The sequence below is a fragment of the Maridesulfovibrio frigidus DSM 17176 genome, assembly GCF_000711735.1.
In the GTDB taxonomy this organism is placed as follows: Bacteria; Desulfobacterota; Desulfovibrionia; order Desulfovibrionales; family Desulfovibrionaceae; genus Maridesulfovibrio; species Maridesulfovibrio frigidus.
Window position 1 is genome coordinate 17,486 of the sequence record NZ_JONL01000004.1, and the last position, 23,501, is coordinate 40,986.

Sequence of the window (23,501 nt, forward strand, 5' to 3'; positions counted from 1 at the left end):
AGCATAATCACGACTTCTTCTAGACTTTATCTACAGCCGTAAGCTTAAAAAATCAATTGCATATAAGCGTATCTAAGATTTAAGACGCTTGATTTTATCGAGGAAATAATTCTCCATATCTCTACGGTCTTTCCGAAGCCGCATAAGTTCGGCTTCCATTACTTCAACTTTGCCTCGCAGAGCGCTGTTATCTTGAGATAATTCGGTGGTCACTTCTTCAAGTTCGATATCTTTCTGCTCAAGAGCAGAAGCTCTTTCGTCATATTCTCCGGCAATTGCACTCATATCGAGTTGCGGAAGAGCCTTGATTTTTTTCTGACTGCGGGCAAGAAGAACGAAAGCTTTTTTGAGCTTGTAAATATCTTCGCGCTGTTCTTCGATGATGGATTTCTGATCCGCGACCACTTCAAGTGACTTTGTCATGTGTGCCATCATTTCTGAGAAAGCACCGCTAAGTTCAGCTTGCATCATATTAGAAGGCTGAGTAGCTACAGTTCTTTCGGTAGCGCTGACTTCAATGGTACGCGGATATTCAGCTCGAAGTTTTTCCTCTATCTCGGTGGTCACAAGACCTTCATTATAGAGGTTAACGATACGTTTAAAAATTTCTACAGCAGATTCTGGGTATTTCGTAACTCTACCCATTTTCCTGCTTGAAAGGTACTCCTTAAAAAGCGAAGCGTAACGCCTTGCTGTAGGAGCTGGAATCATAGTAATCTTGGATATTTCTGCAACCGATAACCATTTCATAGTATAATCCTGAAGTTCGTGATCAACGTGAAAATTGGGCAACTCATTTGAACGGATAATCAACCTTAAATTCTGCGTTTTAAAAGCATTACTCAGGGTTGATGAAATGATTCTTACCAGATTATCACCAATAAAGAAAACTGAAAAATTATGACAATCCCAACTGACTTTAATTTAGAAAGCTACAATTTTGAATTGCCGGAAGATCGCATTGCTCAGTGCCCTACTGAAGAAAGGCATGGCTCAAAACTTATGGTTTTGGACAGAGCTACAGGTGAAACCGAGATCAAGAAATTCACTGATATTATTGACCTTCTACCCGAGGGAGCACTGCTTGTTGCAAACAACTCCAAGGTCATTCCCGCAAGAATATTCGGCAAAAAACCATCTGGCGGTAAAGTCGAATTTCTGTTGCTCACGCCGATCCCACTGATTGATCCCGTGATTACCCCGCAAGGAAACAAAGCGGTAGTCAAAGGATTACTGCGTTCATCGAAACCAACTAAGCTTAACAGCGAAGTTCTCTTCGATTGCGGCATGAAACTAACCGTCTTGGGCAAAGGAAAATTTGGACTGTCGGACGTCGAATTGGAATGGCAGGGTGATCTCAAAACTATTTTTGAAACCTGCGGCATGATTCCACTTCCTCCTTACATCAGACGCGCAGCGGACGAAACTGACGATGACAGATATCAGACTCTCTACGCATGTGACGATAAGGCCGGATCCGTTGCAGCTCCGACTGCGGGACTACATTTCTCTGAGGAAATTGTAGAAAAGCTTCGCGAAAAAAACATTCAGCGAGTCGAAGTTACTCTATATGTAGGGTACGGAACTTTCAGTCCGGTCAGAGAAATGGACATTCGCAACCACGAAATGCACCATGAATATATCGAGATCCCCGATGAAACCGCCCTAGCCGTCCAAAAGGCCAAAGACGAAGGAAGACCTGTCATCGCAGTAGGTACAACTTCTGCGCGCACCCTCGAAGGGGCTTTCCTACAGACTGGCAAAATATCCGCATTTAAAGGCGAAACGAATATTTTCATTTATCCGGGTTATGAATTTAAGGTTATAGATCGCATGTTGACCAATTTTCATTTGCCAGAATCGTCGCTTGTTATTATGATTTCAGCTCTTGCAGGTAGAGAAAACGTTTTGAACGGATATCAGAAGGCCGTGGAGAATAAATTCAGATTTTTTTCCTACGGTGATTCAATGTACATCAGGTAGCAAACCGGATGTATAATCCTTAAAATTTGCGCCTTACAGTAAATAGTTATACGCTACTAAGTAACAGCTTAGTTTCATTACTGGCTGTTCTAAAATTATTAATGACCGTAATGGTCCTAGGCCCGTAAGATTACGGGCTTTTCTGTCACGGTAACAGGAGTTATGGATGTCCCGAGTTAAATTTTTGGAAGAACGGTGCAAGGGTTGCTTACTCTGCACAGTTGCCTGTCCAAAGGAAATCATAAAGCAATCCGACCGTTTCAATCAGCACGGCTATAAAGTGGCTGAAGTTCCGGCTGAGGATATGGATAAATGTACAGGCTGTACGTCCTGTGCACTGATGTGCCCTGATATCGCGATCCGCGTTTACAGGACCCCTAAGTCCAAAGGAGCTGCTAAAAATGACTAAAACTGGCGAAAAGCTATTTATAAAGGGTAATGAGGCTATCTCACGCGGCGCTATCGCTGCCGGTCTCAAATGCTACTTCGGCTATCCTATCACACCGCAGAATGACATCCCTGAATATATGTCAGCAGCTCTACCCGCAGCAGGCGGAGAGTTTGTACAAGCGGAAAGTGAAGTTGCAGCAGCAAACATGCTCATCGGAGCAGCTGCATGTGGCGTTAGATCAATGACATCATCATCAAGCCCCGGAATTTCACTCAAGCAGGAAGCTATTTCTTACCTCGCAGGAAGTGAATTACCTACTGTTATAGTCAACATGAACCGCGGTGGACCGGGTCTTGGAGACATCGGCCCAAGTCAGGGTGACTACTTCCAGTCTGTAAAAGGCGGCGGTCACGGTGATTACAGAACCCTAGTTCTAGCTCCAGGCACATGTCAGGAAGCATACGACCTAGTAATTCAGGCATTTGACCTTGCGTTTAAATACCGCAACCCAGTCATGATCTTAGGTGACGCCATTCTAGGACAGATGAAAGAGCCTGTCATAACATGGACTCCTGAAGCAACAGACGAGAGCGAAGGTAAAGGCTGGCGTATAGTCGGTGCAAAAGATCGCCCGGGTCGAATTCTTAAATCTCTGCATCTCAGCGAAGGCGCACTCGCCAAGCACAACTTGATGCTCAAGAATAAGTATGAAGATATGGCTTCTTTCACACAGAAAGAAGAGTACCAGACCGAAGATGCTGATCTTATTATAGTAGCATACGGGTCCATCGGAAGAATTGTGAAAAGCACAATTAAAAAACTCAGGAATGAAGGACACAAAGTCGGCCTATTTAGACCGATCACGCTTTACCCGTTCCCATCCGATGATCTCAAGAAGCTTGCTGAGCAAGGTAAAAAGTTCCTGACAATAGAACATAACCTTGGACAGATGGTTGAAGACGTTCGTCTTTCTATCCGCACAATTGCGGATTCAGAATTCTTCGGCTTCTATCCCGGTAACCTCCCTACTCCCGACGACTTCGAGGAACCAATCCTCAAAGCTCTTGGAGGTAAATAGATATGAGTGAAGAAAAATTAGTATTCGACAGAGCTGATGCTCTTGTTGATGTTCCAACGCATTACTGTCCGGGCTGTCAGCACGGTGTGGCTCAGAGACTTGCAGGTGAATTACTCACTGAAATGGGTCTGACTGAAAATACTTTGCTCGTAACTTCCATCGGGTGTTCAGTGTTCCTCTACAACTACCTTAATGTAGACAGCGTTGAAGCTCCTCACGGACGCGCACCAGCTGTTGCAACAGGTGTTAAAAGAGCACGCGCAGACAAATTCGTCCTATCCTATCAGGGAGACGGCGACCTCGCATCCATCGGTATGGCTGAAATTATGCACTGCGCAAATCGCGGTGAAAACGTTTCAATCATATTCGTAAACAACACAGTTTACGGCATGACCGGCGGACAGATGGCACCAACCACACTCGTTGGACAAAAGACCACAACATCTCCAGCAGGACGTAATGCTTCTAAAGAAGGATTACCAATCCGCATGTCCGAAATTATCGGGCAGCTTGGCGGCACAGCTTACTCAGCTCGCGTTGCAGTCAACAATGTTAAAAATATCCGCAAAGCTAAAAAAGCTATGAAAAAAGCCTTTGAAGTTCAGCAAAAAGAACTAGGTTTCGGATTCATTGAAGTACTTGCGACCTGCCCCACTAACTGGAGAATGGACGCGCTTAAAGCGAATGAAAGGATCGAAGAAGAATTGATCCCTTACTTCCCGCTCGGCGTACATAAAGATGTAACTGCAGAAGTGGAGGACTAGCCCGATGAGCAAGTATCTCGACAGTATCATAGCCGGATTCGGCGGACAGGGCGTTATGCTCATAGGCAACCTGCTGGCATACTCCGGTATGAATGCAGATCTGAACGTAACATTCATCCCGGTTTACGGACCTGAAATGCGCGGCGGAACAGCTAACTGTACCGTAGTTTTATCAGAAGAAGAAATCGGATCTCCAATCATCCGCAGCCCGCACAGTCTGATTATAATGAACCGTCCTTCATTGGACAAATTCCAGCCTACACTCATGGATGGCGGAGTTCAGATAATCAACTCATCACTTATAGACAAAGATCTGGTTGAAACCGAACGCGTAAAATCCTACTTTGTACCTGCAAACGATATTGCTGACAAAATCGGCAACACACGCATGGCAAACATGGTCGCACTCGGTGCGTTCATCAAAGCAACTGGAATTATGGATATCTCAGCTGTCATCGACAGTCTGCCTAACGTAATTTCCGCGCATTACAGCCACCTTATCCCTAAGAACGCAGAAGCACTACAAGCTGGTGTCGACGCTGTATCCTAAGTAGATTCTACAGAATCCATAATGGCTACCAAGGCCCGAATAGCTTGGCTATTCGGGCCTTTTTTTATTGGGATATTATGGTTATGTTATGCCTCCGGCGGCTCAGGACCTTTTGGGAAAAGGTCCTAAGAACCCCAAAACTTTTTAACAGGGTGGGATTTGAGATAGGTCGGGTGGATTCCCATGAAAACACACATAAAAACTATCACTAATCACACACATACAGCACTGATATAACTATTAGCCCCCTGCCCAAACCGACAAAAAGTTTTGGGAGTCTTGACCCCTTTTCCCAAAAGGGTTCAAGCCGCCGGAGGCATAAATCACCCATTCTTATCTTAAAAAAACAGGAGAAATATAAATGACCATATCTAAACCTGAGAAATTATTTGGTATTATTGGTTTTCCTCTTGGTCATACGATGAGTCCTGTTTTGCATAACTGGGGCTTTGCTGAGCAAGATATCAAGGCTGTTTATATGGCTTGGCCTACTGAACCTGAAAAGCTTGGCGATTTTATGTCAGCGTTTAAGACTTTGCCGATTTCTGGACTGAGCGTGACTATTCCTCATAAGCTTTCTGTAATGAACCACATAGATGTGCTTACGGACCGCGCTAAGGCGGTTGGGGCTGTTAATACACTCTATTGGGACAATGATCAGTTGGTGGGTGACAACACGGACACTGCTGGTTGCTCTGAGCCGCTTAGGCCTCATTGCGGTAAAGTTAATAGGGCATTACTGCTTGGTGCTGGCGGCGCTGCTCGGGCGGCTATTGTTGGACTTAAGAGTCTTAATATAAAGGATATTTTTATTAGTAATCGGACTAAATCTAAGGCTGAGAGTCTGGCAGAAGAATTTGATATTACTTGTGTAGATTGGGATGCGCGTGGCGATGAGCATTATGATCTTGTTATCAATTCTACGCCACTAGGTATGTCCGGTGACAAGCAAAGTCTTAATCCCATGATTATGGACAAACTTGATCAGAACACAATCGTCTACGACTTGGTTTATAATCCGCTTGAAACTGTGCTGCTTAAAGAAGCGAAGTCGAAAGGATGTAAAGCTATCAGTGGAATTGAAATGTTTCTACATCAAGGACTGGCTCAGTTTAAAATATGGACAGGCAGAGATTTAGATGAGACTAAGGCGCGAGAGATGTTGCTGAAACATCTCTAGTAATAACAGCATTTTCATAAAAAAAGGCCCGTTGCAAAGATTGCAACGGGCCTTTTTTTTGATTCGGATTATCAAATTTACTGAACGTAAACTTTAATTCTGTCACCCGGTCTGATGATGCTTCTGGAATTGAGGCTGTTCCACTTCATGAGTGAAGAAACCCTAACTCCGAACCTGCGAGCGATAACGGACAGATTGTCGCCTCGTCTCACTTTGTACTTCACTAACTGCTTGTTAACAGATTCCGCTTTAGCCTTGGAAGACTTTGAACTTTTCGCTGAATTATCAGGGATGTAAAGTTTCTGACCAATTTTTAGTCTGGAAGAACGTAGTCCGTTTGAGCGTTTAAGTGTGTTCACACTAACTTTGTAACGGCTTGCAATATCCCAGAGAGTATCACCTTTGCGAACTCTGTAGTTTGCTCTGCTCTGCGCCGTACGACGCGTTTTTGTAACTTGTCTGGTATAGAGAGAAGCAGTTGAACCTTTGCCCGGAATCATAATGAACTGGCCGGGTTTGATCAGGTTCGACTTGCGATTGTTAACACTTTTCAGAACCGCGACTGGCACTCTGTTGTTATTAGCAATGCGATGCCAAGAGTCGCCTCTTTTAATTTTGTAACGCCTGTAACCAGCGAAAGGCCTGGAGCGCGGGCTAGCCAGATAACTGGAAGCGTCCGCCATAACATGCAAAGGCAAATAAGCTGTTATCGCTGAATCAGGAGGGCTTACCTGTCTGCGGAAATGAGGATTGTATGTATGAAAATCGCTCCATTTCATATTACAAGCTTTAGCTAGTGCAAGTAGATCTGTTCCACCAGGAACTTCGACTGATTCTACTTTAATGCCATTATCCCAATTAATTTTCTCAAACCCTAATGGCTCAAGATTTTTGAATATTTTGGAAATAGCGATAAATTTTGGAACGTAATTCTTAGTTTCAGCTCTGAGTCTGTATCTTCTACTGAGCTTATAATTCTTTTTGGTGAGATCAAAAAAGTCTTCAGCGCCAGTCTTTTTGAGTGCTCTACCGATTTTACCTTCGCCTGCATTGTATGCAGCGAGAGCAAGATACCAATCTCCAAACATTTCATGGAGAATCTGTAGATATTCTACAGCTGCATGTGTTGCTTTGAAAGGATCTCTACGTTGATCAACCCACCAGTCAACGCGCAAACCAAACTTCCGACCTGTAAAAGGCATGAACTGCCACATTCCGGCCGCTCCAGCTCTGGAATAAGCCATGGAGTTGTATCCGCTTTCTGCAAAAGGCAGCATAGCGAGATCCTGTGGCATGTTATTCTTAGAAAGAACTTCCCGTATGTACGGAAGGAAAGGTTCAGCCCGTTTAAGCCAGCGAGTAAAAGTCTTACGTGCTTTGTGGTTGAAGTAACCAAAATATTGCTGAACTTCTTTAGTATCATGCACATCAAGGCCAAAATCTATTCCTGAGCCACTAGAAAGCAGTGCTTTCTGTTCCTCAGGTGATAATTTTTCTGGCTCTACTGGTGTATTCTCAAGTTCCGGATCAAGCACTTCTGTATCTGAATCTGAAAATTCAGATTCTGCTACAGTACTATCAGAAATTTGAGTTGCGGAAACAGTCTCATTTTCAGGGGTAGTATTTTTTTGCGAACAACCCGCAAATAAAATAAAAACAGCCATTAACGCGACTAAACGAAATAATTTCAGGCTTTTCACAGTCTGCTCCGTTTTATCATTATATGTATTAATTTTGTCCATAAATTATCTAGAAAAACTATAGATTCAGGTTATTTAGTTAGGCTATAAAGACCGCAAAGTCTTACAAATAAAGGCTTTTTGACTCTTTTAACCAAGAATTTCAAACACTAGTAGAGCTATCCTAAAGCTGAAGCGTTTGCAATAGCAAAATAAAAGGAATAGGTTGCCAGAAGTGGCGTATCCACAGGGCTTTTCAGCTATTCTGTTTTGTTTCAAGTACATAGCTCAATGAACATTTTGAGCCTATTTTGACAGATCTGAGAAAAATAAAATAGTTACATTCGTACTTAGCAAAAAATAACATTTATTTTTTGCATCATAAAACTTGCTCAAATGCCAAAAAGTAGCGAAGACCGTTGTCAGCAAACTAAAATCCATAAAAGTTTCAATTTAAGGTAATTTCATGAAAAATAGACAGCAAGAAGATGAGAACACCATCATAGCAGGCCGAAAACCCGTCCAAGAACTGCTTTTGGAAGATCCGAAAAGCATTGACATGCTTTACGTTCAAAAAGGACGTCAGGACAAGAATTTCGAGCGGACAATAGAAAGATGCAAAAAATTCGGGATCAAATATAAAATTGCTGACAAGCCTGAACTGAGCCGTATGTTTTCAGGGAACCATCAAGGAATAATTGCAAAAGTAGCAGCCTTGTCATTCGCAGACTATGACGACCTTCTTGCAAATATATCTGAAGCCCCGCTTCCGCTGCTCGTAGTGTTTGATCAGGTCCAAGACCCCGGCAATGTCGGTGCATTGGCTAGAACTCTATACGCGCTTGGCGGAGCAGGAATAGTTGTTGCCCGTCACGGCGGTGCATTTCTAGGACCAGGCGCTGTAAAAGCAAGTGCGGGCGCCTTAACAAAACTGCCTGTTTCACGTGTATCAAACATATCTCAATCATTAGATAAAGCTTTGGATATGGGTATCACAGTATATGGCGCAGGAATCGCTGATGATTCGAACCCTGTATACGAGGCCAAACTTCAAGGACCAGCAATTTTAGTTCTAGGTAATGAAGAGAAAGGTATTAGACTTGGCGTTGAAAAACGTTGTCAGGAACTTATCCACATCCCCTTCAAGCGTGAATTCGATTCCCTGAATGTTGCTCAGGCTGGCGCAATTCTTATTAGCGAATTTGCCAGAACTTTAAGTTAACAAATATTCCTAACAAGTAAAAACCCCTTGAAGTTTATAAACTTCAAGGGGTTTTTTTGTGAAATTATATTTTGGCTATTCAATTCAATCTTGCTATTTGATTACGGCTATTAAAATCGAACATTCACTTCAATTATATATGTAATTCAAGCCTATTATCGAATATAATCAGGAAGATTCAAAAAGATGTTACGCGTAAAGTCGACCATTTTTGCCATAATCCAAGGGAACGCAATCAAAAGAGCGATGAACATGGATACAATCTTTGGAACAAAAGTCAGAGTCATTTCCTGAATCTGAGTAGCAGCCTGAATAACACTGACGAAAATACCCACTACCAGTCCGACTCCAAGCATGGGCAAAGCAAGCGTAAGAGCCAATTCAATTGATTGTCTGGCGAATCCAATAACGAATTCAGGGGTCATAATAATCTCCGTGTTTAAACAATTACCTCTATCAGTAAACTTGGTCTAACTTTCGGTCGCTTAGGGCGATCCAGTCCTCAAGTCATTGAAAAGTATTTACAATAGAACCAGTCAGTAAGGTCCAACCGTCCACCATAATGAACAAAAGAATCTTAAACGGCAATGAAACCATCGCCGGCGGCAACATCATCATACCCATAGCAAGCAAAATACTGGCGATGACCATATCGAGAATCAAAAACGGTACATAAATCAAAAATCCGATGGTAAATCCAGTCTTAAGCTCACTGATTGTATAGGCAGCAATGAGAAGCATGGTGTTAACATCTTCTTTAGTTTCAGGCCTTTTTTCACCAGTTATGGAATAGAAAATTGAAAGGTCTTTTTCGCGGGTATGCTTGAAAAGAAATTTTCGCACAGGAATCTGGGCTCGATCCAAAGCTTCTTTAAACCCTATTTCCTCGTTCAAATAAGGCTGTAATGCCGTATTGTTAACAGCTTTCCCCGTCGGCATCATGATGACTACAGTCATAAATATGGCCAAACTGGCAAGAATCTGGTTAGGAGGCATCTGCTGCGTACCCATGGCCTGACGCAGAAAATGGAAAACGATAATGATTCGTGTAAACGAAGTCATCGTCAGCAATATGGAAGGGGCCATACCTAAAATAGTCAACAGAAATAGAATCTCAAGCAGTTTCGAAACCTGCTCGGGCTCATCCTGCCCAGCAGCAAGATTCAGAGTCAAAGTCGGAATAGTCTGATCCTGAGCGAATACAACTGCTGGTAAAACCAGTAGAAATACAGCGCTAAGAGTCAGAAGAGCCGGCATCCTCTTTTTTAAGAAATCCGGCAAAATCTTTTTCATCCTTTCCATGACCTTCTTCCCTTGCGTGAAGCAGAGTAATTTTATCCTGAGTAACACCAAGCACAAGATCCTGACCGCGATACTTAATCACCGTAATATTCTGACGAGGACCAAGCGGAAGACGATCAACTATTTTAAGCTCACCTTTACGTGCACCTGTAAATCCATGCCCTAAGTTAAGGCGCTTCATCAAATAATAAATCAAAAAAAGCATCGCCAAAATCAGAAACAGAGCCCCTGACATTTTCAAAATGGAGGTAACTCCAGCGTCAGGGACAGAAACCGCAAGCGGCGTTGTGGAATTAAGCAAGATGTTTGACTCGCTCAATAGGACTGATAATATCTGTCAATCTTATACCAAATTTTTCATTAATAACAACAGCTTCGCCACGAGCAACCAGCTTTCCGTTAACATAAATTTCAAGAGGCTCACCGGCAAGCTTGGTAAGTTCTACAACAGACCCTGCGCCGAGCTGTAAAAGCTCATTGATAAGCATTTTGGTACGCCCAAGTTCAGCAGAAACATCAAGCGGAATATCGAGAATAAAATCGAGATCGCGTCTTGAACCATCATGACGAGGGTTTTTCGCTTCGCTGGTGAAATCCTTTAAATCTGCATCGCGAGTCTGAGTGCGGAGGAACTCTTGTTCCTTCTCTTTACGGAGATCATCACCGGTATCATCAGCAAGAGCGGAAGCCCACTCATCAGCAAGAGCGTCATCGCCACCACCACCGCCGCCGCCGATATCACCAATATCGTCCGTAGCATCACCGGATTCGCCCAGAGCTGCTGCCCATTCGTCAGCAAGAGCGTCATCACCACCAGCGTCATCAGTATCGCCAGATTCAGCAAGAGCAGAAGCCCATTCGTCAGCCAAAGCATCGTCATTGCCATTGCCGGGGTCTGCACCTGCTTCTGCACCACCATCGCCATCCGTTAGTGCATCCGCCCACTCTTGTGCGAGTTTATCTTGATCAAGATCATCAGACATCATTGCCGTCAACCTCCGGCTTTATCATTTATTACCAGTCAACTAACTCGCCATGAAAGCCAATTAGTCGACAAAGCAATACAGCAATTGCAAAAAGCGTGCTACTGAATAACCATATCCGTAAAATATACCTGTAGGACCTTAGAACCACCCATAATCTGATTCAATCTATCCACAATTTCTTTCTTAAGCAGGATCTTATTTTCCATACTGGATAAATCCTGAAAGGTCTTACTGGAAAGCAAAAGAATCAAGGTGTCTTTAATCATCGGCTCTTTTTTGGCAATTTCAGCCACGGCTTCTTCAGTAGTAACTTCTACATCAATTCCGAGTTTTAAATATCTTCGGCCAAGAGGGTCGGCAAGGTTAACCACAAAGATCGGCAAGGTAACCGTAAACCCGTCACCCGGTAGCGGAGCAGCATTGGGATCAACTTCAGCTTCTTCAACCTTAGCAGTCTCAGCTGCATCTTCCGGCGCACCAGCAAAAAATTTATCATAGGCGAAATACCCACCACCACCGATAATAACAAGAAGCAGGATTAAAATAATCCACTTCAGCATTCCACCCTTTTTTTTCGACCCTTCTCCAGCTTCATCAGCCATGATAATGCACCTTTTCCAATGTTTACTTTATATAATCTATGAATAACCACCCAAATGGGGTGTCGTCTTTATCAAAATTTCCACACGCCTGTTCTGGCCTCTACCTTCCGGTGTTGTATTGCTAAACATCGGATAAGTCGGCCCGTAACCAGACACTGTGAGCCGCTGATTCGAAATTCCCTGCTCAACAAAGTAAGAAAGCACAGCCATAGCCCGCTGACCGGACAATTCGAAATTAGAAGGATTCATTCCCCCGACATCGTCAGTATAACCAGAAATATTTATATCCGCCGCACCTAGGTACTCAAGTACAGGAATAAACTGATGAAGCAGAACTTTCGCATTGTCATCAAGCTCATACGCACCAAGAGGAAACAAAAGCTTGTCCGTAAGTACCAGCGCAACACCTTCCGGCTTTGCAAGCACCTTCAGATTTTCATCAAGCGTCGATCTATCCATATCCGGAGGCAAAACATCATCAGGAAAGAGTAGGTCTTTAATCCTATTCTGTTTATCCATTACTTCCCAAGGCCGCTCAAGCAGCTCGCTGACCAAGGTGACTTTCGCTGTAACCTTTCCCGATCCCCTTTTAGAAAGAAAACCAAGCTCCGCAGGAGTAATGGTAACTCGCGTCATAAAACTCTGATCCATGGAAGCCATACTGAGCAAGAGCACAAAAAAAGTCAAAAGAAGCGTAACAAGATCAGAAAAGGTGACCAGCCAAGCCCCACCCGGATCAGGAAATTTTTTCTGCTTTTTTTTACCCATAATAAAGCAACCGTTACTGCTTACCCTGATTAGGCTTTACCGAATCTTTAATCGGGAAAACAAAATCATTAAATTTAAACTTGTCATCCGCCTTATCTTTATTATCCGGCTGATACTTCCTAAGCTCGCGCTCAACCAGCGGGTTCCTGCTATCCAAAACAATATCAACTCTGCGGTTTTTTAACCGCCCTTCAGGCGTTCCATTCGGATAACGAGGATTGAACTTTCCGTAAGCCTCGATCTTGAGCATCTCGGTATTCATACCGTTTCTAACTAAGTAAGTATAAACCGACAGCACCCTATTAAGTGATAATTTCCATGAAAGATCAGGAGTTATATTCTTATCTTCCACACGGTAATCTTCACCAAACTCATCACGTAAAATCGAAGTATGTCCAGCCAATAATATAGGGCTTTTCACGCGTTTCAAAACAGGCAATATCGTATCTAAAACTTTTCTACCTTCAAGAGAAAGATCTGTACTATCAGGAGCATAAAGCACATCTGATCCAATAGAAAGAATCTGTACAAATCTATTCGATTCAAACCGCAAATCATCTTCCGCAAATTCCCAAAGAAGTGGCTTGATCAGTTCAAGATCGTCCTTAACCTCAAGCGGACCAATGGCAATGGTACGGCGCGTATCTTTCGTAGAAAGAACATCATATCCTTTATTACCAAACCCGAAGGTTCCAATAATCGAACCAAGAACAACCAGCTTTCTGCGTTCATCAACCACAGACATACTAACCAAAAGCACGAAGAAAGTGAGCATCAGTGTCATAAGGTCACTGAATGTAATAAGCCAGAGAGGCTGTCCCTCTGGCGGGATCTGTTTCTTCTCTTTAACCATTTACCCCCCGACCGAACTCAAACTCCACCTAGTCAACTGCTCTACGAATTTTAGGTGGCAAAAAGCTATTCAACTTTTCTTCAATAATCTTAGGGTTTTCACCTTTGGAAATAGAAATTATACCTTCCATGACCATTTCACGTAAAAGGACTTCTTCCTTACTTCTGGTCTTAAGCTTACCGGACATCGGCGTAAATACGAGGTTGGCTAGAATAGCACCGTATAGAGTAGTAAGCAGAGCAACAGCCATAGCAGGTCCAATCGAACTTGGATCACTCATGGTCTGAAGCATCTGTACCAGCCCAATAACTGTACCGATCATTCCCATTGCTGGTGCGAAGTCAGCAAAAACTTTCAAAATTTCCGCACCAGTTTCATGCCTATTCTCAAGGTACTGAATTTCAGTTTCCAAAATTTCCTGGATAACCTGCGGCTCCAGTCCATCAACAGTTAACTGCAAACCTTTGCGCAAAAAATCATCTTCAATACTTTTAAGCGCGGGCTCCAGAGAAAGAATACCTTCGCGGCGGGCGCGGTTTGCGAAATCCATGAATTTGTCGATGATATCGGAAGGAGATTCAAGGCTGGAAAAAAAAGTTTTCTTTATGACTCCAAAGACCCCAACAACATGACCTGCTGGATAATTAACTAAAGAAGCCCCGATAGTTCCACCGATAACAATGAATACAGATGGAACAGAAATGAAGATGCCCAAAGGACTCCCGACTAGAATAGCCGCAAGTACAAGGCCGAACGAAAGAACTATCCCTATAATGGTACCGAGATCCATTTAGCCCGCCTTTCGGTGTTTTGAGCCGGTTTAACCCGGTCTCTGTCCAAAAATTCTAGTTCCGACTCTAACCATTGTGGACCCTTCCTCAATGGCAACTCTGAAATCTCCCGTCATACCCATTGAAAGCTCAGGAAGCTTAATCCCAAACAACTTTTCCATACCTTCGGAGAGCATACGCAGTCTGGCAAAGTAAGGGCGCGCACCTTCAGCATCTCCAAAAAATGGAGGAAGAGCCATAAGTCCTGTCAACTTCAAATTCTCGTAATCAGAAATTTCTTCAATCAGCGCAGGCAGTTGCTCTTCTGAAACGCCGCTTTTCTGCTCTTCGCCAGCTGTATTTATCTGGATAAGAATATTTTGGACAACTCCAAGTGAGTTAGCCTTTTTATTCAAAAGGTTTGCCAGCTTAGCCGAATCAACACTATGTATAGCGCAAAAACGTCCAGAAACATACTTAGCTTTCTTGGACTGAAGACCGCCAATATAATGCCAGTCGATATCAAGACCAGCCAGTGCTTCCTGCTTAGCTAGGGCCTCCTGCATATAGGACTCGCCAAAGCTTCTATGACCCGCACGATACAATATTTCAACATCAGAAGCCGTGTGAAACTTAGAAACCGCCATCAGCGCAACCTCACCGGGCTTGCGCCCAGCTCTAGCAACCGCATCAGCAACGTCCGAGTTGACTGCTGAAATGTTCTCTATAAGTTCTTTTTCCCTATTTTCCATCTGCTTACTGACTTACCTTAGCGGGCATACTTATATTAAATTTCGGTTGATTCTTGAAATATCTTTAATAAAAAGAAAATAAAAGAACAAGGAAACTCGTAATTTAACTATTAGAACCCTCTGTTTGAAGGCTTGCAGGGAATACCTAAAAGTGATTATTGAACCACACTCTCAAATATCCCCGCAAAGCAAAGCCATTACTATTAATTTCTAATAATAACAGCTAATTATAGACAAACTTAATCTATTCGCCAAGACCAATGGACCTTAGGAATCCAACGTCTTCGGTCCAGTCTTCTTTGACCTTAACCCAAAGCTCTAACATAACTTTCTGTTCTAACATCTCTTCTATTTCAGTACGAGCCTTGATGCCAATTTTCTTAAGGTTTTGCCCACCCTTACCGATGATCATACCCTTGTGGTTCTTCTTTGATGTGTAGATAATCGCGCCAATATTAACGAGATTTTTATCAGGGTCCTGATTCCAGAACTCAATTTCTACTGCTGTGGAGTACGGAAGTTCCTGCTGAAGGCTCATGAAAAGCTTCTCGCGAATAACTTCTGAGGCCATAAAGCGCATAGGAACAGTGGATACCTGATCTTCAGGGAACATCGGAGGGCCTTCAGGCAATGCTTCTTTGACCTTTTCAAGAAGAATATCAATGCCTTCGCCTTTACGGGCGGATACTGGAAAGAATTCAGCTTCAGGCCACATAGCCTGCGCTTTTTCCATGACAGGAAGCAGCATCGCTTTATCTTTAACTTTATCAATTTTATTAACAGCAACAAAAATCTTACGGCCTGAACCGTTGATAGGTTTAACAAGTGGCTCAAGTTCTTTTTCCATCATGTGCGGCTTCGCTGCGAAAAATGCTGCATCAAACAGAATTACGATGACGTCAGAATTGGAAAGAGCATCCCACGCAGTATCAAGCAAGAAACGATTCATCTTGCCGCGCATTCTATGGATACCCGGAGTATCGAGGAACACAACCTGCGAATCTTCATCTGTGAGGATACCACTGATACGGTTACGAGTGGTCTGAGGCTTGGGAGAAACAATCGCGATTTTCTGCCCAAGATATTGATTCATCAATGTGCTTTTGCCAGAGTTTGGAGGCCCGAGAAGCGCTACAAATCCGAATTTAGGTTCTGACATAGAAATTATCCTTATTTATTATTTCGATCCGCATGTTCATTTGAAAATGCGGAATAAAGTTTATATTTTTCCAAAAAAGATTCTCTGCTAAAATAACTACACGAAAAAAACTATACACGCCAATTTTCATGTCGCCTGATATTTTTTCCAGCAAAGACATTCACACTTTTAACAATCAAACCCTTCCCAAGCATGCTCGGGAAGGGCTTATATATACAATTTTCAACATAGACTTTGTCTAGAGTTTTGCAAAACAAAGTCTAGTCTAGGCTTATAATCTATTAAAATCAGACCAGTAAGACTATTCCTCTTCTTCCTTAACGTAGCCACACCCTTTTTCAGGACAAGCAACGTGTGCGCCCTTCGCCTTAGTGGTCTTTTGGACCAGAACAGGGTGATTACACTTAGGACAAGGCCCGTCAATTGGCGGATACCATACTGCGTAATCGCAATCTGGGTACTGGTCACAAGAATAAAAGATCTTACCACGACGAGAACTTTTCTCTACCAAATCGCCTTTACAGCCATCCCTAGGACACTTAACGCCAGTGGTAAACGGCTTAGCAAATTTACAATCGGGGTAGTTACTACATGCGATGAAACGACTGCCTGTGCGCGCTCTCTTAATAATGAGATCGCCCTTACAATCAGGACACGTTCCGACCACCTGTGACTCTTCCGTCTCAACTACTTCAATCTTACCATCATCATCACGAGCAAAATTCTTAATACTGCGACAGTCAGGATAACCGGAACACCCGAGAAATTCACCGCGGCTTGAACGCTTGATAGCCATAGGCTTTCCGCATTTTTCACAAACTACGCCGGTATCTTCGGGGGCTTCATCCTCAAGTACAACAATCGCACCTTTTTCATCGCGGGCGAAGTTAACGATGGATTTGCAGTCAGGGTAACTAGAACAACCTAAAAATTCGCCAGTGCGACCGAACTTGATAACCATCGGTGCTTCGCATTTTTCGCAAACTACACCAGTATCTTCGCCGCCGCGCTTCATTTCTTTCTGCGCAACTGCAAGGGTCGGATAGAATCCGTCAGCGAACTTCCTCATCAGATCTGTCCACAGAACCTTGCCTTCCGCAACATCATCAAGCTGTTTTTCCATGGCGGCGGTGAATCCCACATCCATAAGCTCTTTGAAATGTTCGCTTAGCTGGTCACTGACAACAAACCCGAGTTCGGTAGGTACAAATTTCTTTTCTTCAAGGATTACGTATTCACGATCCTGAATTGTTGAAATAATCGCCGCATAAGTTGAAGGACGGCCAATGCCTTTCTCTTCAAGCTCGCGAACAAGTGATGCCTCTGAATAACGTGCAGGCGGCTGAGTGAATTTCTGCTCTTTATCAAGCTTATTCAATTTCAGAGTTTCACCGATCTCCAATTTTGGAAGCTCGATAAGTTTTTCGTCGCCAGTCTTACCGGTTACGCGCATAAACCCAGGGAAAAGCAGTCTTTCACCCTTTGAACGCCAGAGAGTTTCTCCAGCTTTAACGGTAACAACAGTATCCCAGAAACGAGCCTGAGCCATCTGCGAAGCAACGAACCTGCTCCAGATAAGCTTATAAACTTTAAACTGATCAGGAGGCAGAAATGATTTTATATCTTCAGGCTGAATCATAACGTCTACAGGTCTGATAGCTTCATGAGCATCCTGCGCGCCACCTTTAGATTTAAAGACTCTGGCCTTTGGCGGATAAAATTCTTTGCCGTACTTATCAAGAATGAGTTCTTTGGCTGCGTCGCGTGCTTCATTCGCAATGCGGAAGGAATCAGTACGCATATAGGTGATAAGCGCTGTTGTGCCCTTCTCGCCAAGCTCAACCCCTTCATAAAGCCTCTGAGCAAGAGTCATAGTACGCTTAGCGGAGTAACCTAATCTACGGTTAGCATCCTGCTGAAGAGTAGAAGTAATATATGGAGGCAGCGGATTACGCTTACGTTCTTTTTCAGTAAGATCGGTAATTTCATAAGTCGCATCCTTAATTGATGCTTCTAATGCTTCCGCTTCATCAGCAGAACCGATAGCGGCTTTTTTGCCTTTTATTTTCCAAAGATCGGCAGCAAAAGGAGGTGGGTTAATACCTTCCAGTTCCGCCTTAAAAAGCCAATATTCCTCAGGAATGAATAAGCGTCTTTCTTTTTCGCGCTCTACAACAATCTTAAGCGCAACAGACTGAACACGTCCGGCTGAAATACCGCGCTTAACTTTTTTCCATAGGATTGGAGAAATTTTATAACCAACGAGGCGGTCAAGAATACGACGTGCCTGCTGTGAATCAAAGAGCTGCTCATTAAGCGGCTTAGGGTGCTCAAGAGCTTCTTTAACTGCACGGGCGGTGATTTCATTGAACTGAATACGGCTTACGTTCTCGTTAACGTCCTTAATAATGGCCGCAACATGCCAACCAATGGCTTCACCTTCGCGGTCGGGGTCAGGTGCCAGATAGACGTGGTCAGCCTTGGCTGCCGCTTTCCTCAGTTTGCTTACCACATCCTCTTTACCGGGGATGATCTGGTAGTGGGGGGTAAAATCACCTTCTTCATCAACACCAAGCTTGTTCTTAGGCAAATCACGCACGTGACCGACTGATGCGGCCACTTGATAATTTTTACCAAGGAACTTGCTAATGGTTTTTACCTTTGCTGGGGACTCGACGACAATCAGATCTTTACTCATAGTTTGGAGCCTATAACCATCACTGAGAGACTATGCAACCCTAAAAACAGCGTGAAAACTGATTTCAGACCTGAAAAAGACATCAATAGCGAGGAACGTAATTATTTTTAAACTGTTTAACAATCAGGAAGTAATGAGATTTTTCAACGACATCAACTTGTCAGATAAATATTTTGCATCTTTTTTATCACGGGCTGACAACTCAAGCTCTTTAGCCACCACACTTACTTCAGGAAAACCAAATGTTCTAGCTGATCCAGCAAGCGCATGCGCTCCTTTATATAAATTCTCAAGGGAATCCTCACACCCTTTAGACGTGTAAGCTGCTAGAAACTCTTCCAGCAAACCGACGCGCCCTCCAAGATCTGCGGCATACCGCTTATTAAGTTCCGCTAACTTTTTTTCCAACTCATTCACTACATTACCCCTTAAACTTGAACATTCCGAACCGTTCCCTGAAAATATTTCCGTTTAAAAAATAAAGCGACACCCACAAGTGATATCAATACAGGAACCTCAACTAATGGCCCGATAACTGCGGCAAATGCTTCTCCTGAATTAATACCGAACACCGCAATAGCAACAGCTATAGCAAGCTCAAAGTTATTTGAAGCCGCTGTAAAACTAAGGGTTGCTGATTGCTCATATGTTGCACCAAACTTATGCGCCATGTAAAATGAGACTAAAAACATAATCAGGAAATATATAGAAAGAGGAATTGCAATGCGAATAACATCAAAGGGTAATTCAATAACTTTTTCACCCTTTAAAGAGAACATAACCACAATTGTAAAAAGTAAAAAGACAAGAGTTAAGGGACTGATTTTAGGGATGAATTTTTGCTCATACCATTCCAGTCCTTTAAATTTTATTCCAATAAAGCGGGAAAGCATACCAGCTATAAATGGGATGCCTAAATATATAAATACACTTTCAGCTATCTGCCCCATGGAAATGTTTACCACGACACCTTCAAAGCCGAACCAACCGGGCAAAATAGTGAGAAATATATACGCGTATGCTGAAAAGAATAGGACTTGAAAAATTGAGTTAAATGCAACCAGACCGGCACAGTACTCTGTATCGCCTTTAGCTAAATCATTCCAAACAATAACCATCGCTATACAACGAGCCAAACCTATAAGAATTAAGCCGACCATATACTCATGATAGCCAGATAAGAACGCTACCGCGAGGCCAAACATAAGCACCGGACCAATCACCCAGTTTTGAACCAAAGACAAAGCCAGAATTTTTGTATCCTTAAAGACTTTACCAAGTTGCTCATATTTCACCTTTGCAAGAGGTGGATACATCATAAGAATAAGACCGATCGCAATGGGAATATTAGTCGTCCCTACCTGAAAAGAGTTAATTACATCTTTAATACTAGGATAGAAAAATCCCCCACCTACTCCAATAAGCATCGCTAAAAAAATCCAAAGAGTTAAGTAACGATCAAGAAATGATAACCTTTGAACGGTAGAGTCAGACATACATAGCTCTCCCTTAAAAAATCTATATAAAAACTGGCCCGCTGTTTGGCGTTAAACCTCCGAACCAATATCTTTCAAACGCTTCTTATCTTCTTTACGCTTTTCTTTCCACTCCATGAATCCCATCAGCAGGTCCCACTCTACGGGAATGATAAATAATGTCAGGAATGTTGCGGTGCAAAGGCCCGTTACGAAAGTAGAAGCCATGGCGCCCCACACTAATGAATAGGACGGAAAACCTATTGCCATCGGTAGTAAACCGAGGGTTGTGGTCAGTGTGGTTAAGAGAATGGGCCGGAGCCTGATTCGAACACCTTCACGGAGGGCGTCCTTGCGGCTCATGCCTCCCTGATACAACTTATTTATAAAGTCTAATAACACTAAGGAATCATTAACGACAACCCCGGTTACACCAACCGTGGCAATAAAGCTATTTACCGTAAATACTGTTTGCGACAAAAATGTCCCGAGTATTACCCCTGTAAGAGAGAATATTACGGCTGATAAAATAATAACCGGTTGTAAATATGATTGAAACTGAGTCGCTAAAACCAGATAAATTATCAATATTGCGGTTAAAAAGGCATACAATAGGGACGTATATGACTTTCTGGTAGATTCAAATTCACCGGAGAAGTTAACCGTTGCACCGGGAAAATCTCCGCGTACTGATTCATAAAACTTCTTAACTCTGTTCACAGCAGTCGAAGAAGAAAGACGCGATCCCGGTTTAATATTGGCAGTGATTGTCACAGCTCTCTGGCTCATGAATCTGTTAAACTGCCCGGGCTCCATATATATAGACACCTTGGATATATCACCAAGCCTAACGGCACTTTCATTATGTTCGAGAATTGGAATGCTGAGCGCATCTTCTGGCGCATTCAGGTATTCTGGATCAATTTTTAAACGTAAATCAACATCTTCGTCAGCAAGTCTAAACTCACCTACGAAACGGCCATCAAGGACTGATCCGGATAATTTAGCCACCTGTATAGGGGTAAGTCCATACTCAGATATTCTTTCATTAATAGGCATGAACCTGAATATTCTGTTAGGCGTCCCATCATCTTTACCTAGATTAATTAGTTCAGGAGCTAGCTCTTGATTGTTTTTAATAAATCCTAAAACCGCTCCTGTCAGACCTTGAACAGATCCATGATCAGTTCCGAGAATCCTGATATTCAAATCTTTACCAGTAGGAGGACCGTCCTTTTCGGGGCGAACTCTAAGAGTCCATCCATTGCCCTCAAACTTCTCAACCTGCTTCCGTATATATTGCAAATGAGTTCCCGGATCATTTTCCGGAGCATCAGCGAAAACCTGTTTATTTTTGGCAGGCAACTCGACAACAATGTTCCCTAAATTACTTCCGTGAACCATTTCATAATCTTCGTTCTGATAGAAACCTGCAAAAGCTGTTGCCGACTTGGACATACCCGGACCCATTTTTTCAATAAATACCGACATCCTTTTAAGCTTATCAGATGTTACCTCAATGGGGGTTGCGATAGGCCCTTCCATTTCTATATAATAAAGGCTGTAATCATCAGGGAAGAACTTAATTTTAATGAGAGGTATGGCACCGGAAATGGATGCTCCTAAAATGAAAATAGCTAAGAAGAAGGCAGCAAACACAACTCCCAGCGAACTAAAGCGAAAACGCATTACAACTGAAAGAAGTTTATCCGTCCAGCGTCTAAGAGGGCGCATGAATACTGGCTCATGGAGAGTGTGATCACCACCCTGAGTCAATTTTTTTGCTCCCGGCCAGTCAAGAAAATGCGAAGGCAGAATGATCAAACATTCTATCAGTGAGGCGATGAGCGCAAAAGTTACTGCTTTTGGAACCTGAGCAAAAAACTCACCTGTCGAACCGGACATTATAAGCATTGGCAAGAAGGCGGCGACCGTTGTTACTGTTGCTGAAATAACCGGTAGGAAAACTTCCGAAGTCCCGTCAATTACCGCGTCTTTTAAACTTTTACCTTCCTGCACATGACGAAAAATATTCTCTACAACAACGATTGCATCATCAACAATAATACCACTCACCAGAACAAACGAGAAAAGAGTTATCTGATTGAGCGAGTTGCCTGTGAGGCGCATTATGGTCATGGTCACGAGAAATGCGAATGGCACGCCGATGGTGGTGAGCATTGCATTTCGAAAGCCCATAACCAGATAAATAACTATAAATACCAGCCCAATACCAACCAGTAAGTTAAGGCCGAGAGTTTTCATGGCCTCATCAATATGAAGCCTCTGATCATTAGTCAGAACAAGTTTAACTCCTTCACGCTCCAAAGCTTCCTTGAATGAAGCAGCAATAACTTCTACTTCTTCTGCAATACTTACGGCATTACCGTCGCGGGTTTTAACAATCTTAAGTGTTACCGCATTCTGTCCGTTGATCGAGGTAATGACCTGAGGATCGCGGTATGAAACACGTGCGTCACTCATGACATCACCGATCGTAACAAATGAACCTTCGCCATCCATACGGATAATTGTTTCAGCTATTTCTTCTCTGGTACGGAACCGTTCGTCCACAACGACAACAAACTCGCCCTCATTCGAGACAAAATCTCCGGCAGGAATGGAAATATTAGATTCAGCCAGCGCGCGCGCCGCATCATCAAAGGTAACTCTAAACCGGATTAATTTTTGCGGATCAAGGCTGACATGATATTCCCGTACGTATTCGCCTTCCACCTTAACCTGATTAACACCGGGAATTTTGCGCAAGGGGACTTTCATTTCGTCCGCCATCATAGCAAGTGCTCGGTTAGCCCTATCACCCACTAAGCACACCCTGATCACAGGTAACCACTCACTCACGTTTATTTCGGAAAAAACCGGAGGATCCATCTCTTTGGGCAGGTCATTCTGAATAGAAAGCACTCGAAAACGTAATTCGTCATAACCAGTTTTGTAATCGGTATCGTCAATAAATTTTACAAGAATACTAGACCTTTCGCGAAAAGAGCGTGATCTTATGTATTCGACGTTCTCCAGATCATCAAGGGCATCCTCAATCTTCTTCGTTACAAGAGCCTCAACGTCTGCAGGGGAAGCGCCCGGTAAGAATCCCGTGATCACAACCTTTCCCATGTGAACATTAGGATAACGTTCAACAGGAAGATCGTAGGCACAAAAAATACCGACAACCATCAGCAATATAAAGATAATATTGATGAAGACAGTCTGTTTCAGGGTAAACCGCATAAATCCCTTCATGAGAAGGCTCCTTGTTAAGTTGCAACAC

The 23,501-nt window shown here is 43.1% G+C and carries 23 protein-coding genes; 7 read left to right on the top strand and 16 right to left on the bottom strand.

Annotated elements, in window-relative coordinates:
• Positions 1-72: 72 nt before the first annotated feature.
• Entirely contained in the window at positions 73-750 is a 678-nt protein-coding gene (locus BR06_RS0109330; RefSeq protein WP_031482280.1) for a hypothetical protein, read from the bottom strand.
• Positions 751-900: 150 nt separating this feature from the next.
• On the opposite strand from BR06_RS0109330, the gene queA reads away from it, so the two are divergent.
• The 6 genes from queA to aroE all read left to right on the top strand — a co-directional run bounded on the left by queA (position 901) and on the right by aroE (position 5,946).
• Complete coding sequence (gene queA, locus BR06_RS0109335; RefSeq protein WP_031482282.1) at positions 901-1,983, top strand: tRNA preQ1(34) S-adenosylmethionine ribosyltransferase-isomerase QueA; 1,083 nt, start codon at positions 901-903, stop codon at positions 1,981-1,983.
• 166 nt (positions 1,984-2,149) lie between these two features.
• Complete coding sequence (locus tag BR06_RS0109340) at positions 2,150-2,392, top strand: 4Fe-4S binding protein (RefSeq protein ID WP_031482284.1); 243 nt, start codon at positions 2,150-2,152, stop codon at positions 2,390-2,392.
• Positions 2,385-3,452: a 3-methyl-2-oxobutanoate dehydrogenase subunit VorB gene (locus tag BR06_RS0109345; protein WP_031482286.1), complete on the top strand. Its 1,068-nt coding sequence runs from the start codon at positions 2,385-2,387 to the stop codon at positions 3,450-3,452. Before BR06_RS0109340 ends, BR06_RS0109345 begins: the two co-directional genes overlap by 8 nt.
• A 2-nt stretch (positions 3,453-3,454) precedes the next feature.
• Entirely contained in the window at positions 3,455-4,216 is a 762-nt protein-coding gene (locus tag BR06_RS0109350) for a thiamine pyrophosphate-dependent enzyme (RefSeq protein WP_031482288.1), read from the top strand.
• 4 nt (positions 4,217-4,220) lie between these two features.
• A complete protein-coding gene (locus BR06_RS0109355; protein WP_031482290.1) occupies positions 4,221-4,766 on the top strand; it encodes a 2-oxoacid:acceptor oxidoreductase family protein in 546 nt (181 codons plus the stop codon).
• Positions 4,767-5,127: 361 nt separating this feature from the next.
• The gene (aroE, locus tag BR06_RS0109360) at positions 5,128-5,946 is read left to right on the top strand and encodes a shikimate dehydrogenase (protein ID WP_031482292.1); all 819 of its coding nucleotides are present in this window, start codon (positions 5,128-5,130) and stop codon (positions 5,944-5,946) included.
• Between the two features lie 77 nt (positions 5,947-6,023).
• Here aroE and BR06_RS0109365 read toward each other — a convergent pair whose 3' ends face one another.
• The gene (locus BR06_RS0109365) at positions 6,024-7,646 is read right to left on the bottom strand and encodes a LysM peptidoglycan-binding domain-containing protein (RefSeq protein WP_328285896.1); all 1,623 of its coding nucleotides are present in this window, start codon (positions 7,644-7,646) and stop codon (positions 6,024-6,026) included.
• Positions 7,647-8,091: 445 nt separating this feature from the next.
• Between BR06_RS0109365 and rlmB the strand changes: the two genes are divergently transcribed.
• Positions 8,092-8,847 (top strand): 23S rRNA (guanosine(2251)-2'-O)-methyltransferase RlmB, encoded by a 756-nt coding sequence (gene rlmB, locus BR06_RS0109370; RefSeq protein ID WP_031482295.1) that lies wholly within the window; start codon positions 8,092-8,094, stop codon positions 8,845-8,847.
• A gap of 155 nt (positions 8,848-9,002) precedes the next feature.
• Here the strand turns inward: rlmB and fliQ are convergent, their stop codons facing one another.
• The 14 genes from fliQ to BR06_RS0109445 form a co-directional block, all read right to left on the bottom strand.
• On the bottom strand, positions 9,003-9,272 hold the full coding sequence (gene fliQ / locus BR06_RS0109375) for a flagellar biosynthesis protein FliQ (RefSeq protein ID WP_031482297.1): 270 nt from the start codon (positions 9,270-9,272) through the stop codon (positions 9,003-9,005).
• An 82-nt stretch (positions 9,273-9,354) separates the two neighbouring features.
• Complete coding sequence (gene fliP, locus BR06_RS0109380) at positions 9,355-10,140, bottom strand: flagellar type III secretion system pore protein FliP (protein WP_031482299.1); 786 nt, start codon at positions 10,138-10,140, stop codon at positions 9,355-9,357.
• Positions 10,082-10,450, bottom strand: a complete 369-nt coding sequence (gene fliO / locus BR06_RS0109385) for a flagellar biosynthetic protein FliO (protein WP_031482300.1) — start codon at positions 10,448-10,450, stop codon at positions 10,082-10,084. Before fliO ends, fliP begins: the two co-directional genes overlap by 59 nt.
• Positions 10,443-11,135, bottom strand: a complete 693-nt coding sequence (gene fliN / locus BR06_RS0109390; protein ID WP_031482302.1) for a flagellar motor switch protein FliN — start codon at positions 11,133-11,135, stop codon at positions 10,443-10,445. The genes fliO and fliN overlap by 8 nt, the downstream gene beginning before the upstream one ends.
• Before the next feature lie 98 nt (positions 11,136-11,233).
• Entirely contained in the window at positions 11,234-11,737 is a 504-nt protein-coding gene (locus BR06_RS0109395; protein WP_031482304.1) for a flagellar basal body-associated FliL family protein, read from the bottom strand.
• Positions 11,738-11,773: 36 nt separating this feature from the next.
• On the bottom strand, positions 11,774-12,505 hold the full coding sequence (locus tag BR06_RS0109400; protein WP_031482306.1) for an OmpA/MotB family protein: 732 nt from the start codon (positions 12,503-12,505) through the stop codon (positions 11,774-11,776).
• A gap of 13 nt (positions 12,506-12,518) precedes the next feature.
• Positions 12,519-13,358: an OmpA/MotB family protein gene (locus BR06_RS0109405; RefSeq protein ID WP_031482308.1), complete on the bottom strand. Its 840-nt coding sequence runs from the start codon at positions 13,356-13,358 to the stop codon at positions 12,519-12,521.
• A gap of 28 nt (positions 13,359-13,386) precedes the next feature.
• Positions 13,387-14,148: a motility protein A gene (locus BR06_RS0109410; RefSeq protein WP_031482310.1), complete on the bottom strand. Its 762-nt coding sequence runs from the start codon at positions 14,146-14,148 to the stop codon at positions 13,387-13,389.
• A gap of 30 nt (positions 14,149-14,178) precedes the next feature.
• Positions 14,179-14,880, bottom strand: a complete 702-nt coding sequence (locus BR06_RS0109415) for a YggS family pyridoxal phosphate-dependent enzyme (RefSeq protein ID WP_031482312.1) — start codon at positions 14,878-14,880, stop codon at positions 14,179-14,181.
• A 244-nt stretch (positions 14,881-15,124) separates the two neighbouring features.
• On the bottom strand, positions 15,125-16,045 hold the full coding sequence (gene era, locus BR06_RS0109420) for a GTPase Era (RefSeq protein ID WP_211252476.1): 921 nt from the start codon (positions 16,043-16,045) through the stop codon (positions 15,125-15,127).
• Positions 16,046-16,340: 295 nt separating this feature from the next.
• Entirely contained in the window at positions 16,341-18,737 is a 2,397-nt protein-coding gene (gene topA, locus BR06_RS0109430; protein ID WP_031482315.1) for a type I DNA topoisomerase, read from the bottom strand.
• Between the two features lie 123 nt (positions 18,738-18,860).
• Entirely contained in the window at positions 18,861-19,154 is a 294-nt protein-coding gene (locus BR06_RS0109435) for an Hpt domain-containing protein (protein WP_031482317.1), read from the bottom strand.
• Positions 19,155-19,165: 11 nt separating this feature from the next.
• Positions 19,166-20,233, bottom strand: a complete 1,068-nt coding sequence (gene arsB, locus BR06_RS0109440) for an ACR3 family arsenite efflux transporter (RefSeq protein WP_031482319.1) — start codon at positions 20,231-20,233, stop codon at positions 19,166-19,168.
• Positions 20,234-20,284: 51 nt separating this feature from the next.
• Positions 20,285-23,473, bottom strand: coding sequence for an efflux RND transporter permease subunit (locus tag BR06_RS0109445; protein ID WP_031482321.1), 3,189 nt, complete (start codon positions 23,471-23,473; stop codon positions 20,285-20,287).
• Positions 23,474-23,501: the final 28 nt, after the last annotated feature.